This is a genomic window from Streptomyces sp. NPDC037203 (assembly GCF_055605065.1).
The window spans coordinates 1-15,273 of record NZ_JBVJUC010000001.1 but is presented as its reverse complement, the minus strand read 5'-3'; the positions used below and the strand labels follow the sequence as shown (position 1 = coordinate 15,273).

Annotated in this window: 15 protein-coding genes and 2 pseudogenes; 10 read left to right on the top strand and 7 right to left on the bottom strand. The window is 67.6% G+C overall.

The window, feature by feature from the left end; all coding sequences use genetic code 11:
• Positions 1-35 precede the first annotated feature (35 nt).
• The 3 genes and pseudogenes from ACZ7EC_RS00085 to ACZ7EC_RS00075 all read left to right on the top strand — a co-directional run.
• Positions 36-878 (top strand): SDR family NAD(P)-dependent oxidoreductase, encoded by an 843-nt coding sequence (locus ACZ7EC_RS00085; RefSeq protein ID WP_471055495.1) that lies wholly within the window; start codon positions 36-38, stop codon positions 876-878.
• 367 nt (positions 879-1,245) lie between these two features.
• Positions 1,246-2,424, top strand: coding sequence for a Cmx/CmrA family chloramphenicol efflux MFS transporter (locus tag ACZ7EC_RS00080; protein WP_471055493.1), 1,179 nt, complete (start codon positions 1,246-1,248; stop codon positions 2,422-2,424).
• Positions 2,421-3,092, top strand: a pseudogene (locus tag ACZ7EC_RS00075) (helix-turn-helix domain-containing protein); the annotation flags it as partial. The gene ACZ7EC_RS00080 and the pseudogene ACZ7EC_RS00075, both read left to right, overlap by 4 nt.
• A gap of 1 nt (position 3,093) precedes the next feature.
• Here ACZ7EC_RS00075 and ACZ7EC_RS00070 read toward each other — a convergent pair.
• Positions 3,094-3,921: an alpha/beta fold hydrolase gene (locus tag ACZ7EC_RS00070; protein WP_471055491.1), complete on the bottom strand. Its 828-nt coding sequence runs from the start codon at positions 3,919-3,921 to the stop codon at positions 3,094-3,096.
• Between the two features lie 373 nt (positions 3,922-4,294).
• Between ACZ7EC_RS00070 and ACZ7EC_RS00065 the strand changes: the two genes are divergently transcribed.
• The 3 genes from ACZ7EC_RS00065 to ACZ7EC_RS00055 are packed head-to-tail and all read left to right on the top strand — an operon-like array spanning position 4,295 to position 5,181.
• Positions 4,295-4,510 carry a hypothetical protein gene (locus tag ACZ7EC_RS00065; protein WP_471055488.1) on the top strand — a complete coding sequence of 72 codons (216 nt, stop codon included), beginning with the start codon at positions 4,295-4,297 and terminating at the stop codon, positions 4,508-4,510.
• Positions 4,511-4,522: 12 nt separating this feature from the next.
• Positions 4,523-4,810: a fluoride efflux transporter FluC gene (locus tag ACZ7EC_RS00060; RefSeq protein WP_471055486.1), complete on the top strand. Its 288-nt coding sequence runs from the start codon at positions 4,523-4,525 to the stop codon at positions 4,808-4,810.
• On the top strand, positions 4,807-5,181 hold the full coding sequence (locus tag ACZ7EC_RS00055) for a fluoride efflux transporter FluC (RefSeq protein WP_471055484.1): 375 nt from the start codon (positions 4,807-4,809) through the stop codon (positions 5,179-5,181). The genes ACZ7EC_RS00060 and ACZ7EC_RS00055 overlap by 4 nt, the downstream gene beginning before the upstream one ends.
• 282 nt (positions 5,182-5,463) lie before the next feature.
• Here ACZ7EC_RS00055 and mdlC read toward each other — a convergent pair whose 3' ends face one another.
• The gene (gene mdlC, locus ACZ7EC_RS00050) at positions 5,464-7,035 is read right to left on the bottom strand and encodes a benzoylformate decarboxylase (RefSeq protein WP_471055481.1); all 1,572 of its coding nucleotides are present in this window, start codon (positions 7,033-7,035) and stop codon (positions 5,464-5,466) included.
• 436 nt (positions 7,036-7,471) lie between these two features.
• Between mdlC and ACZ7EC_RS00045 the strand changes: the two genes are divergently transcribed.
• Positions 7,472-8,539, top strand: coding sequence for a pentapeptide repeat-containing protein (locus ACZ7EC_RS00045; protein WP_471055479.1), 1,068 nt, complete (start codon positions 7,472-7,474; stop codon positions 8,537-8,539).
• A 57-nt stretch (positions 8,540-8,596) separates the two neighbouring features.
• On the opposite strand, the gene ACZ7EC_RS00040 is transcribed toward ACZ7EC_RS00045, so the two are convergent.
• The 3 genes and pseudogenes from ACZ7EC_RS00040 to ACZ7EC_RS00030 form a co-directional block, all read right to left on the bottom strand.
• Positions 8,597-8,839, bottom strand: a complete 243-nt coding sequence (locus ACZ7EC_RS00040) for a transposase family protein (protein WP_471057744.1) — start codon at positions 8,837-8,839, stop codon at positions 8,597-8,599.
• 127 nt (positions 8,840-8,966) lie between these two features.
• A pseudogene (locus tag ACZ7EC_RS00035) lies at positions 8,967-9,221 on the bottom strand (IS5/IS1182 family transposase); the annotation flags it as partial.
• Positions 9,222-9,492: 271 nt separating this feature from the next.
• Positions 9,493-9,807, bottom strand: a complete 315-nt coding sequence (locus tag ACZ7EC_RS00030) for a hypothetical protein (protein WP_471055476.1) — start codon at positions 9,805-9,807, stop codon at positions 9,493-9,495.
• Between the two features lie 12 nt (positions 9,808-9,819).
• Between ACZ7EC_RS00030 and ACZ7EC_RS00025 the strand changes: the two genes are divergently transcribed.
• A complete protein-coding gene (locus ACZ7EC_RS00025; protein ID WP_471055474.1) occupies positions 9,820-9,960 on the top strand; it encodes a hypothetical protein in 141 nt (46 codons plus the stop codon).
• Here ACZ7EC_RS00025 and ACZ7EC_RS00020 read toward each other — a convergent pair.
• Positions 9,952-10,956, bottom strand: a complete 1,005-nt coding sequence (locus ACZ7EC_RS00020; RefSeq protein WP_471055471.1) for an AraC family transcriptional regulator — start codon at positions 10,954-10,956, stop codon at positions 9,952-9,954. The genes ACZ7EC_RS00025 and ACZ7EC_RS00020 overlap by 9 nt on opposite strands.
• Before the next feature lie 511 nt (positions 10,957-11,467).
• Here ACZ7EC_RS00020 and ACZ7EC_RS00015 point away from each other — a divergent pair.
• Positions 11,468-12,067, top strand: coding sequence for an NAD(P)H-dependent oxidoreductase (locus tag ACZ7EC_RS00015; RefSeq protein ID WP_093682069.1), 600 nt, complete (start codon positions 11,468-11,470; stop codon positions 12,065-12,067).
• Between the two features lie 272 nt (positions 12,068-12,339).
• On the opposite strand, the gene ACZ7EC_RS00010 is transcribed toward ACZ7EC_RS00015, so the two are convergent.
• On the bottom strand, positions 12,340-14,103 hold the full coding sequence (locus ACZ7EC_RS00010) for a pentapeptide repeat-containing protein (RefSeq protein ID WP_471055467.1): 1,764 nt from the start codon (positions 14,101-14,103) through the stop codon (positions 12,340-12,342).
• A gap of 517 nt (positions 14,104-14,620) precedes the next feature.
• On the opposite strand from ACZ7EC_RS00010, the gene ACZ7EC_RS00005 reads away from it, so the two are divergent.
• Positions 14,621-15,091, top strand: coding sequence for a hypothetical protein (locus ACZ7EC_RS00005; protein ID WP_471055465.1), 471 nt, complete (start codon positions 14,621-14,623; stop codon positions 15,089-15,091).
• Positions 15,092-15,273: the final 182 nt, after the last annotated feature.

Sequence of the window (15,273 nt, the reverse complement as noted above, 5' to 3'; positions counted from 1 at the left end):
CGCCCCCACCCCACCCTCACAGGAGCACCACCCACATGAAGACCTGGTTCATCACCGGCGGCACCCCCGGCGGATTCGGAATGGCTTACGCCGACGCCGCCCTGGAACGAGGAGACAACATCGTCCTTACCGCGCGCCGCCCCTACCTGCTCGACGACTGGGCCGCCCCTCACGGCGACCGGGTGCTGGTTCACCCCCTGGACGTCACCGACGCACAGCAGGTCCAGGAGGCCGTCAAGGCCGCCGAAGACCGTTTCGGCGGTATCGACGTCCTGGTCAACAACGCCGGCCGCGGATGGTACGGCTCCGTCGAAGGCACGCCCGACGGCGACGTCAGGGCCTCCTTCGAGCTGAACTTCTTCTCCGTCACACAGATGCTCCGCGCCGTCCTGCCGGGCATGCGTGAGCGCGGCACCGGATGGGTCGTCAACATGTCCTCCGTCGCCGGCCTGCGCAGCGTGCCCGGGTTCGGCTACTACAGCGCCGCCAAGTACGCCGTCGAAGGCCTCACCGACGCGCTGCGCCACGAAGTCGCCCCGTTCGGGATCAAGGTCCTGGCCGTCGAGCCGGGTGCCTTCCGGACGCACGCCTACGCCTCGTTTGCCGACGAAGCGGTGAACGAGACCGTCGACGCCTATCTGCCCCTGATCCAATCCGTCCGCTCCACCATGATCGAACAGGACGGCCGACAGCCCGGAGATCCCCACCGCGGAGTACGCGCCGTCCTGGACGCGATGGACAGCCCCGCCCCGCCCCACCGCATCGTCCTGGGAGCCGACGGATACGACGCCATCCAGGGGCAGCTGACGGACATGGCGGCAGAGCTGCGGGCCTTTGAAGCCGCCTCGCGCAGCGCCGACTTCCCCCAGGCCATCTGAAGAGGTTGTAGGCGCGGGGACATCAACCGCTGACATCCGCGGGGACGTGCGTCCGCGTCCTCGGCGACCCGTTCGCTTCGGCGGCACGCCCTCCGTCAACCAGGTGTTGCGGGACAGGACGTTGGTGACGCAGGCCGATGTCTGGGAAAGCAGGATGCTTCACGGGCGTCGGTCGGGTAGCGTGCGGGCCATGTCGAGTCCTGAGTCAGACAAGGTGGGGGCTTTCGGTCACGCCGTCAGCCCCCTGAACCACTGAGCTCGTAGCCCTGTCTCGCCCCGCTTTCTGTGGTGGGACGATTTTGCGTTCGGGGCTGGCCGCGGTGACGAGATGACCTTCTCGTGCCTCTCCTCACCTCGGAGCCACTCGATGCCTCTCCCGCTGTACCTGCTTGCCATGGCGGTCTTCGCCATGGGCACCTCGGAGTTCATGCTCGCCGGCCTCTTGCCGGACATCGCCTCGGATTTCGACGTCACCGTCGGGACAGCAGGCGTGCTCACCTCGGCCTTCGCGATCGGCATGATCGTCGGCGCGCCTCTGGTGGCCGTGCTTGCCCGCAACTGGCCCAGGCGCCCGGCCCTTCTCGGGTTCGTCCTCGTTTTCGCGGCAACTCACGCCTTGGGCGCCGTCACCACGAGCTTCCCCATCCTGTTCGCTACCCGAGTCGTCGCCGCAGTCGCGAACGCGGGGTTCCTCGCCGTCGCTCTGACGGCTGCGGCCACTGTGGTCTCACCCGACAGGAAGGGACGCGCACTGGCCGTCCTGCTCTCGGGCACGACGGTGGCCACGGTCGCCGGTGTCCCCGGTGGGTCAGTGCTCGGCACGGCACTCGGCTGGCGGGCCACCTTCTGGGCAGTCGCCGCTCTCTGCCTGCCTGCCGCCCTCGGTATTCTGAAAGGCATCCCCGCAGGACGTGACGAGGACGATGCGACCGGCAGGCCGGCGTTGCGAGCGGAGCTCGCCCAGCTCGCCAGGCCTCGGTTGATCCTGGTGATGCTGCTCGGCGCGCTGGTGAACGCGGCAACTTTCGGCAGCCTCACCTTCCTTGCCCCCGTGGTGACCGACAGCGCCGGGCTGGGCGAGTTGTGGGTCTCTGTCGCTCTGGTGCTCTTCGGTGCCGGTTCCTTCGTGGGCGTCACCGTCGCCGGACGGCTGTCCGACCGAAGCCCCGGCCCGGTCATCGCGATCGCCGGTCCGTTGCTGCTCATCGGCTGGCCCACTCTGGCGGTGCTGGCCAACGAGCCGGCCGCCCTGTTCACCCTCGTGTTCGTGCAGGGCGCGCTGTCGTTCGCGCTGGGCAGCACGCTGATCACACGGGTCCTCTACGAGGCTGCGGGAGCCCCCACGATGGCCGGCTCGTATGCGACGGCGGCGCTGAACGCGGGCGCAGCCGTCGGCCCCGTCGCCGCTGCAGCCACGCTCGGCACCGAAGCCGGAGCCCTCGGACCGCTCTGGACAAGCGGGCTTCTCGTCGCGGTCGCGCTGCTCATCGCATTTCCCCTCCTCTCCGTCATCACGGCCGGCCGGAACACGGAGGTGCTGCGGTGACACATGCGAACGCGCCCTTGAACATCGAGGGACGCCGACGGCTTGTGGAGCGCTGCCGCACCCGTCCGGTCGCGCACGTCGCCGCCGAGGCCGGTGTCTCCCGCGCCTGTCTGTCCAAGTGGAAGAACCGGTACGACACGTACGGCGACGTCGGGTGCAGGACCGTCCGAGCGTCCCGCGGTCTTCACCGACCCAGATCCCGCCCGATGTCGTCGAACGGATCGAGCAGCTGCCGCGGGACAACAAGTGGTCCGCCCGCCGGATCACCCTTGAACTCGCGAGCCAAGGCGTGCGGATCAGCGAACGCACCGTAGGCCGGTGGCTGGCGCGCCTGGGCATCAACCAGTGCCGCTTCCTCGACCCCGACGGCTCGACCAACAGGCGTCCGAAACGGATCGTCGCCCGCTACCCGGACCACATGGTCCACCTGGACGTCAAGAAGGTCGGGCGTGTCCCCGACGGCGGCGGGTGGCGGGCCGGCCCACGGACGCGGCTCCGAACAGGCCAGGGCCGCACAGCGCGCAAAGACCGGTGGGGCCAAGAGCGGGTACGTCTACCTGCACTCTGCCGTCGACGGATTCTCCCGCCTGGCCTATACCGAGCCCCTTGCCGACGAAAAGGCCGCCACCACCGTGGCGTTTCCCAGCCGCGCCCGCGCGTTTGAGGCTCTCAGCTCCGCACGAAGTCCAGCAGGTCGGCGTTGAACTTCTCGGCGAACTTGGGCACCATCGCGAGGCCGTGCGGGGCTCCTTCGTATACCTTGTACACCGCTCCCTTGACGAGCTTGGAACTCTTGTCGCCCGAGGCCACGATGGGCACGATCTGGTCGTCGCTGCCGTGCACGATCAACGTGGGGACGTCGATCTTCTTGAGGTCCTCGGTGGTGTCGGTCTCGGAGAACGCCTTGACGCAGTCGTAGGCGCCCTTGATGCCCACCGTCATGCTCCACAGCCAGAACTGGTCGCGGGTTCCTTGCGTGACCGTGGAGTCATCACGGTTCGCGCCGTAGAAGGGGGCACTGAGATCCTTGTAGAACTGCGACCTGTCCTTGGCGACACCCTCACGGATCTCGTCGAAGACCTCGATAGGAAGGCCCTCGGGGTTCGCCTCCGTCTTCAGCATCAACGGAGGAATGGCCCCCACCAGCACTGCTTTGGCGACCCGGCCCGTCCCGTGGCGGCCGATGTACCGCGTGACCTCACCGCCTCCGGTCGAGTGTCCGACCAGGACGGCGTCGTGAAGGTCGAGTTTTTCGATGACGGCGGCCAGGTCGTCGGCGTAGGTGTCGAGGTTGTTGCCTTCCCAGGGCTGACCCGAACGTCCCCCGCCGCGACGGTCGTGGGCCACGACCCGGAACCCGTGGTCGGCCATCCACTTCATCTGTGGGTCCCAGGCGTCCGCGGTCAGCGGCCACCCGTGGGAGAACACAACGGGCTGGCCACTGCCCCAGTCCTTGAAGAAGATCTGCGTGCCATCTTTCGCCTGTGCGTACGGCATGTCGTTTGTCCTTCTCGATCCGCTGGGAAAGCACGATTCCGACGCGCTCACACTTCACGAGGGGCTCAGCCGCAGCGCCACAGAACCGAAGCCAGCACCTCTGACAACCTTCCTGACCAGCAGGTTCTCGGCACAAAGCCCTGGGCCAACCCTAATCGAGCAGTGCCGATCCGGCGCGTCGAGACTGGAATCCGCGGATCAGTCCCTGCGTGCGGACAAAAGGCGAGCGAACTGGGGCTTGCGCGTGGCCTCAGCAGAGGTCCAGGGACTCGGGCACGGAATGTCACGCAGAGAACAGCTTCTCGCCGGGTAAGGCCGACCTCGTCGTTCGGAGGACCTGTCACCACCTTGACTGGGGAGGCGCTGACGCGACATGGCCGATGCCACCGGAGTTGCGGACGCGGCTGAGTCGCTCGTGCCCGCGGCAGGCCGCCGGATGCTGTTCCCTCGGGTGTTCCGCCACCCGCGCACCGCCGGACTGCACGCCCTGTGGATGACCGCGCTCGTCGCCGTAGGCGGTGCGGCCGGTGCGATCGCACGTGCCGGAGTCGGAGAACTGGGCAGCGACCTCGCCGTCGGCTTTCCCTGAATCACTTTCGGGGTGAACATCGCGGGGTGCGGCGCCACGGGCGTTCTGATGGCTGCTCTGCACCGGCTGCGGCGCTCACCGGTGTGGGGCGGCCCGGTTCTGGGCAGTGGCTTCCTGGGCGGCTTCACCACCTTCTCCACCTTCGCGACCGACACCCAAAGGCTGCTGGGCAACGGCCACGCCGGCACCGGCGTTCTCTACGCGGCCGTAACGGTCGCCGACGCGCTCGTCGCCTGCGCGGGCGGAAGGGCACTGACGGTGCGGCTGATACCTGTTCGCAGCAGCGAAAGACCGTCGTGACCGGCCCTGACTGGGGCCGGCTTGCTCTGGGCGCTGCGGTGGCCTCGCCAGCTCGCTACTGGGCCGGCCTGCTCGCAAAGTCCACCGGAAGGCGCCCGCTCCCGGTCGGCACGTTCGCCGTCAACATGGCCGCGAGTCTGTTGCTGGGCTTCGCGCTGGAGATGCGGCTGCCGCAGGCGTGGATCCAGTCCGTCCTGGCGACCGGTTTCCGCGGGGCACTGTCGACATGGTCAACACTGGCCTGGGAAACGACCGGATTCGTCCGCACCCGCCTCTCGCTCCTGGCCGCCGCCTACATCGGCGCCTCGGTCGCAGCCGGGGTACTGCTGGCCTGGGCCGGCACAGCGATCGGGCACCAGGTGTGGGGATGATGAGCCGTTCCGATCGTGTCGCCGCGTAGCGGTCCCAAGGCCGGCGTTGGCCGACGGATGCCCGGTTGACGTCGCAGCCACCCGCGGTGGGGCCGGGCCCGCAGCCCATCAATGACCTGGGGCTGTGCCTCGGCAATCCGGCGGACGAGCTCAGCACAGCCTCGAAAGAGCCTGTGCTGAGCCGGTGATCGTGGGTTAAGACGCCGAGGTTCGCCTGCTGCGCCATTCGTGCGACGGCGCATGCCGGTCCTGGCGGCAGTAGGCGACTTCCTCACGCCACGCTCAACGCTGGAGGATCTCCACCATGCGAGGGCCCTTCGCGGTCGCCCCCTGCCGGATGTAGTCGGTGAGGTCGTCCAAGGACTCCGCTCGGTGCGTCTCCAGGCCGTAGCCACGGGCGATGTCCAGCACGTTGAGGCCGGAGATGTCGAGGTACTCGCCTTTGGGGACGTGCAGCAGCTCGGAGAACTCCTCGAGCGCCCGGTACTTGGTGTTGGTGCAGACGACGTACGTGACGTCGACCTGGTGGCGCGCTGCGGTCCACAGCGCCGCTGGCGTGTACTGCATGGCGCCGTCGCCGATCAGTGCAACGACGGGACGCTCCGGGCATCCCAGTTTCAGTCCGATGGCCGCTGGCAGGCCCCAGCCCAGGCCTCCGGCGGCGCAGTAGAACAGCGATTTGGCGCGGGTGATGGTGAGGCGGTCCCGGAGTTCGTCGGAGGAGGTCCACTCCAGGGCGATGACGGTGTCGTCGCTCTTGCCCCGTTCGATCGCGTCGAGAATCGCCTCCGCGGTGAAGTGCGGGCCGCTGGTGTCGGCTTCGGGCAGCGTGCGGGTCGGCGGCCAGGCGCGGTCGCTTTCGGCCACCGCCGCGGCCACCCGCACGAGTGCGTCAGACGGGTCACCGATCGCGATGCGCCCGAACGGGGCACGGGCTGCCTCGTCGGGGTCGTCGGTGACGGCGTGCACGCTCACGCCGGGCCGCAGGAAATCGTCGTCGCTCGGAGCGTGGTAGCGAAAGACCGGCGCTCCGAAGCAGACCACCGTGTCGTACTGATCCAGGATGTCCGCGACCGCGCCTGCTGCTGAGGGGAGTTGTCCCTGATAGCAGCGGTGCTTGGTCGGGAACGGCGAGCGGGGCGGGCTGGGCGCGATCCAGACGGGCAGCCGGGCGCGCTCGGCCAGTGCGACCGCTGCGTCGAACCCTTCCTCGGTGTCGGCGCCCGGCCCCAGCACGAGAGCCGGCGCCGAGGCATCGTTCAGCGCCTCGACCACAGTGTCCAGGGCCTTTTGTGACAACACCGGGTTCCCTAGGACCTCCCGCTGGGCGAGCAGTTCGAGGGCGCCGTCCTCGGCCGGCTGCGTCCAGTCGTCCAGGGGGACGGACAGGTACACCACGCCACGAGGGGCCGAGTTCGCGAGCATCAGCCCCTTTGACACCAGTGCCGGGCCGTCCTGCGGCCGCAGTGGCTCGCCCGACCACTTCACCAGCGGGTCGCCGAGCTTGACGGGGTCGACGTTGGTGAGCATCGCCCCGACCGGTACGTACCGGCGTGCCTGCTGCCCCGCCATGATGACCATCGGTGTGTGGCAGTCCGCGGTGTTGGTCATGCATCCCATCGAGTTGCCGGTGCCCGAGGCGGCGTGCAGGTTCAGAAAGCCGATCGTGCCGGAGGCCTGCGCATAGCCGTCGGCGATCGCGATCGCAGCGCCCTCCTGGAGGACAAGGTAGTAGGGAATGTCGTCCGGAAGGCCGGTCAGAAACGACAGCTCGTTAGAGCCGGGATTCCCGAAGACGGCCGTCACACCATGATGGCGCAGCACCCGATAGAAGGCGTCGCTGACAGAAACCACGGCAATCGTCCCTCACACAGAGTAGTCGTGACGCTAGGACCCCGCCCACACAATCTGCATTATTGAGTAACAATCTGGACATTGTTGTCCAGGGGGAGGCGTGTCCCGCCATCCCAAGGGGCGGCCGACCCCACGCCACCGGTCCAGGCCGCGTTCGACCGCGTCCAAGCGGGGAGACCCTTCACGGTCGGTCGGCCGCCGAGTCCGGTAGGGGCCAGTCCGTGCGGTGCATCGGACGCACCGGTGCGCCGCCGACGATGCCGTGCACTGAGCCTCCGCCAACTTGAAGACGCAGGTCACGAGGCTGGTGTGACCGGCTCCGGGGACGCTATTGCTACTCGTGGGCAGTTGCCTGAGGAGTAGATCATCCGTCAGGTTCGCGTGGATGCGGGGGAACCGATCTCGTCGGAGACACGACGCCGACATGATGTCCGTCATGAAGTTGGTGAAGCGGCTCGGGGGCGTTTTACTCGTCAGCACTGTGGTTCTTGGCTATTCGCTGCTGTTATGGCGTGGCCCCTGGTGGTTGGACGGAAGCCACCTGCGCACGCGGGGCCTTGAGCCGGCAGACGGCGTGGTGATCACTGGCTTCCGCACCACGCTGGCTGCCCTGGGGGCCGGCGTCCTAGCAGCGATCGGCCTGTACTACACGCATCGAACGCTGCAGCACACGCGGGACAAAGACCGAGTGCAAGCCGAGATCGAACGCGAAGGGCAGGTCACCGATCGCTACGTGGAGGCGATCAAACTGCTGGGTTCCGCCAACCGCACCGAACGGCTCGGGGGGATCTATGCCCTGCAGCGCATCATGCACGACTCCGCGAAGGACCACGCGACGATCGTGAGCGTCCTTGCCGCGTACATACGGACCTACCAGGCGGCGGCAGATGACCAGCCGACGGACTCTGCGAACGCAAGCACGGATCCCCCGCCGGTACTCCTGTCCGAGGACGTGAGGGCAGCATTGTCTGTGATCGCCAGAAGGCCAAAACGAAACCTGTCCGATGAATGGGTCGATTTGCGCAACATGGACTTCCGGGGAGGCGATCTGCGTGAGGCAGATCTGCGAGCTGCGGACTTGAGGGAGGCTAGGTTCGAAGGGACTGGCCTTCGCGGCGCAGTGTTGAGCATGGCGGACCTTCGCGGGGCAAATCTCCGTTTCGCCGACTTGAAAGGCGCGGATCTGCGTGGCGCGGATCTGCGTGGCGCCGACCTCCAGGTCGCAGACTTGGAGGCGGCTGATCTTCGAGAAGCCAAGCTCAGCGGTGCCGTGCTCCGCGGGGCAAGCTTCCTGTACACGGATCTCAGGGATGCGGACCTTATGCGCGCGGACTTGAGGGAGGCAGATCTTGCCGTGACCAACAGACAGTCCCGGCATGGGTACCTGGAACCCCTTCAAGTCGCCAAAGCGCGAATCTACCGGTCGACAAGACTGCCAGCAGCAGTGGCCGCGAAGGCCGAGGTCCAGAACCGTATCGCGATGTGCGAGGCGGTCAATCGGTGATCGAGTGCGATTCTTCCTCGGAGACGCTTCGGTCGGTCGGCAGCGATCGAGGTCACCTCAGCGGTTGACTTCGAGGTTCGTCAGGACGAGCAGGGCGCGCAGGAGGTGGTTGGCGCGGGCGGGGTCGGTGCGGAGCTTGGTGCGGATCCGCCAGTTCTTGAGGTGGGCGAAGCCGTGTTCGACCGGTGCACGTCCGATGGCGAGGACGCGGTTGGCGGTCTTCTGGCCAGGGGTGAGCTTGTGGGTGCGGCTGGCGTGGAAGCCGGTGACGATGACAGGGTCGAGTACGTCGTTGTCCAGGCCGCGGAAGCCGAGGTCCGCCAGCGCCCCGAGGCCGGCGGCGCGCAGGTGAGCCAGGACGTGGTCCTGGTGCGGCGGTGTTGTCGTGGGTGCGGCCGGGCCGGGCGGCGGATATCCAGATCAGCCGGCCCCTCTCGTCGGTCAGGGCGAGGAAGTGCAGGCCGTGATGGTGGTGTTTGCCGGAGTAGTTGCGCCGGTCGGCCTTCCCGGTACGGCGCTGGGTGGCGATGAGGGTGCCGTCGATCAGGACCACCTCTCCGCCCTGCCTGGCGACCTTCTTCAGGGCGCGGTCCAGGCGCGGCGCCTGCGCGGCGAGCAGGGCGACCAGCTCGTCGCGCCAGCGGCGGACGGTGGACTCGGACAAGTTGTTGCCGCCGGCCATGTCGGCCAGGCGCTGGTCGTGGCGCAGCACGGCCAGGACGATCACCACGATCTTCTCGGGCGGCAGGATCCGCCACCTGGACCGGATCACTTTCAGGTGACGCCGTAACAGATCGGCGAGGTGGTTGATGGTGCGCGTGGACAGCGGCAGGCGGCACTGGTAGACAAGCGGGCAGGCGTCCTCGGCGTGCTTTTTGGTTTTCGTCACACAATTCCAACGGCCGCCGGTGGCACCCCAGTTACGCCCGCGCCGCTCCGGGCGGCGGGGCAGGTCACAGGCGGGTGGTGAACCGGCCGTCGGGCAGTTTGCGCAGCCAGCCGCGGTCGACGAGTCTGACCAGCTTTCCGCGCAGTGGTTCCAGCTTGGACCGCACGCTGACGTCGATTCCCAGCGCGTCGCCGACTTGCCGGGCCATCACCGGTCCGGCGGCCTGCCGCACGGCGGTGAGAATGCGCTGGTAGTCCGGCGGGAGCATGGTCTCCTCGATGTCCGGCGCGCGGTGCGGGATCAGCATCACCGCTCGTCCGCCCACCTGTCCAGACGTCGGCGCGGCCGAGGCGCGTTCGTCGGCGAGCTGTTCGCTCATCCGCTCAAGGACATGTTCGGCGACGGCGAGTTCATCCCGCTCGGCCCGCACATCCGCCAGCTGCTTGGCCAGCTGTTCTTCGAGTTCGTCCAGCTCCGTCCGCCGCGCGGTGATCCGTTCCAGCAGCTCGGGAAGCGTCCAGCGTCACGGTGACCAGCACGGCCCCGAGCTGCTGAATGCGATGCCGGGCCGGGGTGTGCCGGCCGGCTGCGGGGGTGGGCTCGTCGCAGTGCGCCGATACGCGCTGGGGCTGATGCCGCGGGTTCGTTTGAACGCCGCGCTGAACGCGAACGCGTCGGAGTAGCCCACGGTGCGGGCGATCTCCGCGACAGTCGCCGTCTCGCGCTCGGTGAGCAGGTCCGCCGCGAGCGTCATGCGCCAGTGGGTGAGGTAGGTCAGCGGCGGTTCGCCGACCAGTTGGGTGAACCGCTTCGCCAGCGTGGCCCGCGAGACCCCGGTCCGGCTGGCCAGCGAGGCAACCGTCCACGGCGCTGCCGGTTCCTCGTGCAGCAGGCGCAGCGCGCCACCCACCACCGGGTCGCGCCCTGCGGAGTACCAGCCCGGCGGAGTACCGTCGGGCCGGTCGAAGTACTCGCGCAGCGCGCACACCAGCATCCAGTCCAGCAGCCGGTCGAGGACGACCTGCTGGCCCGGTGTGTCGGCGGCGACCTCGGCGGCGAGGTGGTCCCACACGGGGTCGGGCCCGCCGCCGGAGCCCACGCGCAGGACGACGGGCAGCACGTCCAGCAGCCTGCGGCTGATCTCGCCGCGCACCGGATAGGCACCGACGACCAGGGTCGTCGTGTCGTCCCCACCGTTACCGGCGTCGTGCCAGCCGAGCCGGTGCCGGGTCCCGCCCTGCTCGGGCGTCGAGCAGAACGCACCGCACTCGACGGGTTCGGCCCGAGTGCCCACCTCGTCGACGAAGAGAAATGGCGCGGGTCCCCGCACGATCACTGTCTCGCCGACGCGCAGATGCTCGGGCGGGCGGCGCTCCGGAACGATCCAGCCGCCCCCGGAGAGGACGGTACACAAGGTCAGCGGCGCACCGTCCACGAAGTGCAGCGACCAGGGCGGGGTCAGGGACGAGCTGCCGAACAACGAGCCCTGGGCCCGCACTCCGCGCAGCAGGTCGCCGAAAGCATCCACCCGCAAAGACTAAACGATTCAGACGATCACCCAGGTGATCTGGCTTATCACCTATGGAACCGTCCGGATCCGTACCGTTGGATCGCTGTCATGAGCAACGACATCACTCTTGTCCTCGGCGCGACGGGCAACACCGGTTGGCGGGTGACCGCCCGATTGCGGCTGCGCGACACGTCCATACGCGCCGCATCCCGTTCCAGCACGACCCGTTCGACTGGTTCCACCCCGCCGGCTGGGACCAGGCCCTGCAGGGCGTCACCACCGCCTACCTGATGCCCCCGCCCGTGCCCGGTCCGGTGCACGACTTCGTGCCGCGGGCCGAGGCCGCCGGTGTGCGGCGCCTGGTCCTGCTCTGCCTTCGTCCTGCGGGCGACGGCAACGGAAGCCCGGCGGTGCTGAGTCCCACGCGCCCGGCCTGGCGTACTGGGCTCCGGGAGACGGAGCACCGCACGCCATCCTGCACAACCACACCACCTGTAGACGTCCGTTCTTCACGTAACTGGAGCCTTCGATGCATACCCTGCTGGTCGCCGCCAACCCGGACCCCCGGTCCCTGACGCATTACGTGCTGGGAAGACTTGAAGCAGCGCTTCAACCCGGTTCGGTCGAGATTGCCGACCTGGCCGAGGAGCGGTTCGACCCCCGGTTCACTCCGGCGGATCGTCGGGCTTACCACGACGGCGGCAACTACCCGGCTGACGTCATGGCTGAGCATCGTCGTCTTAAGCGCGCTACCGATCTCGTGCTGGTCTTCCCCGTGTACTGGTGGTCGATGCCCGCACTGTTGAAGGGGTGGATCGACCGTGTCTTCGTCAACGGCTGGGCCTTCGAACATTCCCCGGTTTCCGGCCTGCGGCCGAAACTGCAGGGTCTCACCACACATCTTCTACCCATCGCCGGCGACGACTCCGGTGCCTACGAGCGCCACGGATACGAGAACGCACTGCGCACGCAGATCGAGCACGGAATCGTCGACTACTGCGGCAGCCGGCGCGGCTCCACCGCGTTCATCTACGAATCCGAACAGCTCGCCCCCGAGACAACGGTGCGAGATGTTGACCGTGCGGTGCGGACCATCAGCGATGCCATCCATGCGCGCCTGACGGAATGAGGCAGGTCAGACACCAACCGGCGAGATGTTGCGGCAGAACAGTCAGGGGCGCCGACTGCTGACCTGGAGGGCCGCACGGCCGACCCGGCGACGTGGCTGCGCACACCAGAGAACCTGGACCGGCTCGCCTCCTTCACCCGCGCCGACGACACCCGCCGCCGTACCGCAGCGCCCGGCACCCGTCCTTCTCCAGACTTGGCTGTGTCTCATGAGGCATCCTGTTGTCCGTCTGCAGAGGGACACGGAGGCCAGACGGTCGCCCAGTGGGGTATTTACCGTTTGATCCGGCCGCGAACGGCCAGTACGGCGAGGCCCAGCAGCGTTGGTTCGCCGATGCGGGAAAGCATTTCTATGTAGGTGCCAGCCGTGGTCAGGTCTTGGCCGGAGGAGCGGAAGATCACCGAATTGATCACCACGCGCAACGATTTGTCGAAACGCTGTGCGGTCAGACGGGCCGTAACTGGCCCCTCTGGGTTGACGGGATCGGGGGTGTCAGTGCTGAAGGTGAGGTGTCGGCCGGTTAGTGTCCCGGTGCTCTGCGGCTTGGGGGCGTCCTTGGGTAGGCCCCACAGCATCATCAACAGCACGGTGGCGATCATGGCGGTCAGTAGCCAGCCCAGCGCACGGAAGGCCCGCAACCCGTAGCCGGAGATCGCCCAGTACAAAGCCAGCAGGCGTCGTTCCCTGCGGGGACGAGCCGGGTCCAGTCGGCGCATCTCCATCTCGCCGTAGTAAAAATCCGCAGCGTCCGGCTCGTTTCTGGCGTCCTCAAACGATTTGCGCAATTGGCGATACATTCGCGTCAGTTCCGCCGGCCCCACCGTCTCTGGCCTTATGCCAGAGTCAGGGGCGGCGGTCCAGCCGGGTTGCCCGCGTTTGAACCGCCAGCGGTGCTCCTCGGCCAGTGTCTGGCGCGATGTCCACCTGGTCAGTCGCGCTCCGCGGCGCCACACACCGCTTGGCGCCGGGGCGAAGGAACAATCGCCGTCCATTTGAAGCTGGTCGAGATTGAAGGTGTCTGCGAACTGGCATGCGGAGAGATCCAGATCGCTCAACACGAGATGGGCCGCATCGGTCCCGCTGATCGAGGCCACCTTCGCCCGAGAGGCCAGGCCCATCAGTCGCGCCTCGTACGCGGTGTTGTCCGAGGATCCCCTGAAGGCGGTACGAGCCGACGTGATCTTGAGTGGGTGCTCAAAAACTGCGTCGGTGAGGTCCACTGTGGCATAGCGCAGTCGCAGAGTGGCGGTCGCTGACCACCGCGTACGGAAGCACAGCACCCGGTGCGCGGCCAGCTCGGCAGTCATCGGGGCACGGAATTCCGTGACCGACAGATTGACGCTTCCAGCGCAGACCAACGGCCCGAGCTGTGTCGCCTTCTCAAAGACGGACCCCCGAAAGTCGACGCCGCGGTGGAACGTTGCCTCACCGAACCAGGCGGCGTCGCTGAAGGTAGCGCCGAACAGGGCGCTGCCGGTGAACGTCGCCCGAGCGAACGAGACAACGCCGACGAACGTCACCCTGTCGAAGGCTGCACTGCTGGTGAAGGACACTCCGTGGAAGGCGGCCCGATCCATGAACGTCGCCATACTGAACTGAGCCTGGCCGGTGAACATGGCGTTGACGAACCAGGCGTCGCCGGAGAACGTTGACTGGGCGAACCATGCGTGGCCGAACTTGGGTCGCCCGGTGACGGGATCCCGCACCGCGGTGAGTAGCTCGTTGAGCAGGGCCGGGCTGAAAGTCGTGCCGCGGTGGTCGACGTTGCTGCCAGGGGACAGGCTCGTGAGGTAGGCGCTTCGATCAGCAGCATCGAGATGCTGCAGACATCGGCCGTACGGTGCAACCGTGCTGCCGTGGCATTCGGCTGGCGTTCCAGCCTCGTTTGCGTGGTCGCAGTGCCGCCAACGGGGCGGAGTGGGGTCTGGCGTGTCGGAGGGAGCCATGTCTACGGAGACGGCCCGCTCCGAGAAGCGGTTGCTGGAGAGACCGACATCGCTCGGTGCGCCTGACACCTCCCCTGTTGCGACCGACACCTTGTCAACCAGCTACCGTGCGGCGAGAAGTTGCGGTTGCTTCGACCGACCGGGTTCGTTCGATGAGACACATTGCAGTGTCTGGAGAACCGTCCCACTTCGGTTCCGCCGCCCACCCCGGTCGCAGATCCGGGCTGGGCACGGAAGCGCTGAGCATCGGCTCGGGCAGCGTCCACGTCACCGCCCATGCCTTCCACGCCGGACCAGGGCCAAGCGGGTGACCTGGCTTGTCAGCCATACGCCGGCGACGCTCGGGCCGCGGTGGCCCAGCAGGGGCTATGCGGTTCGGGGTGTCTGAGTGCCGAGGGTCTGGCGCAGGTCGACGTAGCAGCGCAGCCGCATGGCGGGGCTCGGGTGGTGCGATCCGCGACCGCGGTCGCCTACCGGGCTGCCACGGCCTCCCGCTAGAGCCCCAGTCTGAGTCCAGAGTTTAGCGCACGAGCATTTTGATGCATCCTTATCGGTTGTTGTGGTGTGCCGCTGCACGCACCGGCGCAGGTCTCGTAGGATGCCCGCCATGGACTGGGGACCGCTGGTGAGCACGTCACTGGGCGCTGTCATCGGCATCGCGTCCACGCTGGCAACAGATCAGATACGGACCAGGCGAGGCAGGGAAGACAAGGACCGGAGTGCACGGCAGCAGTTGTACGGGGACTACCTGGCCGCTCTTGCCAGGACGAGGAATCACCTGCGGATGGCTGCCAGGCCGGCTGGGCTGTCAGCGGAAGAACGGGCCCGCAGGGCAGCCGAGGCGTTCCACGAAGGGAATGCCTACGAACTGCGCTACCAGATCGCGGTGGTGGCGCCCAGGGCAGTCGTCGAGGCGTCGACTGCCGTGTTCCGGTCCCTGCGAGATCTAAGGGACCGTGTGGAGGAGGGAGCACTCCACACCAGTCAGGAGTACATACAAGCCCGTGACAAGTGGGAATTGCTGCTGGCGGAGTTGCGGATCGCGATGAGACGGGACCTCGGCAGGCACGTTTTTTAACCACCCCGGCCGGCTGCCAGGCCGACCACCCCGCGCTCTCCTGACAAGGCGTCACGCACCCCTCCCCTTGCTGCCGCTCGGGCCGCAAGGCCCGCAGGCGTGCCGCGCTTAGCGCGGCACGGGAGTTGACAGGCACCCTGAAGGTGGCTGGAGCGCAGCGGAAACCACAGGCCGGTCGAAGG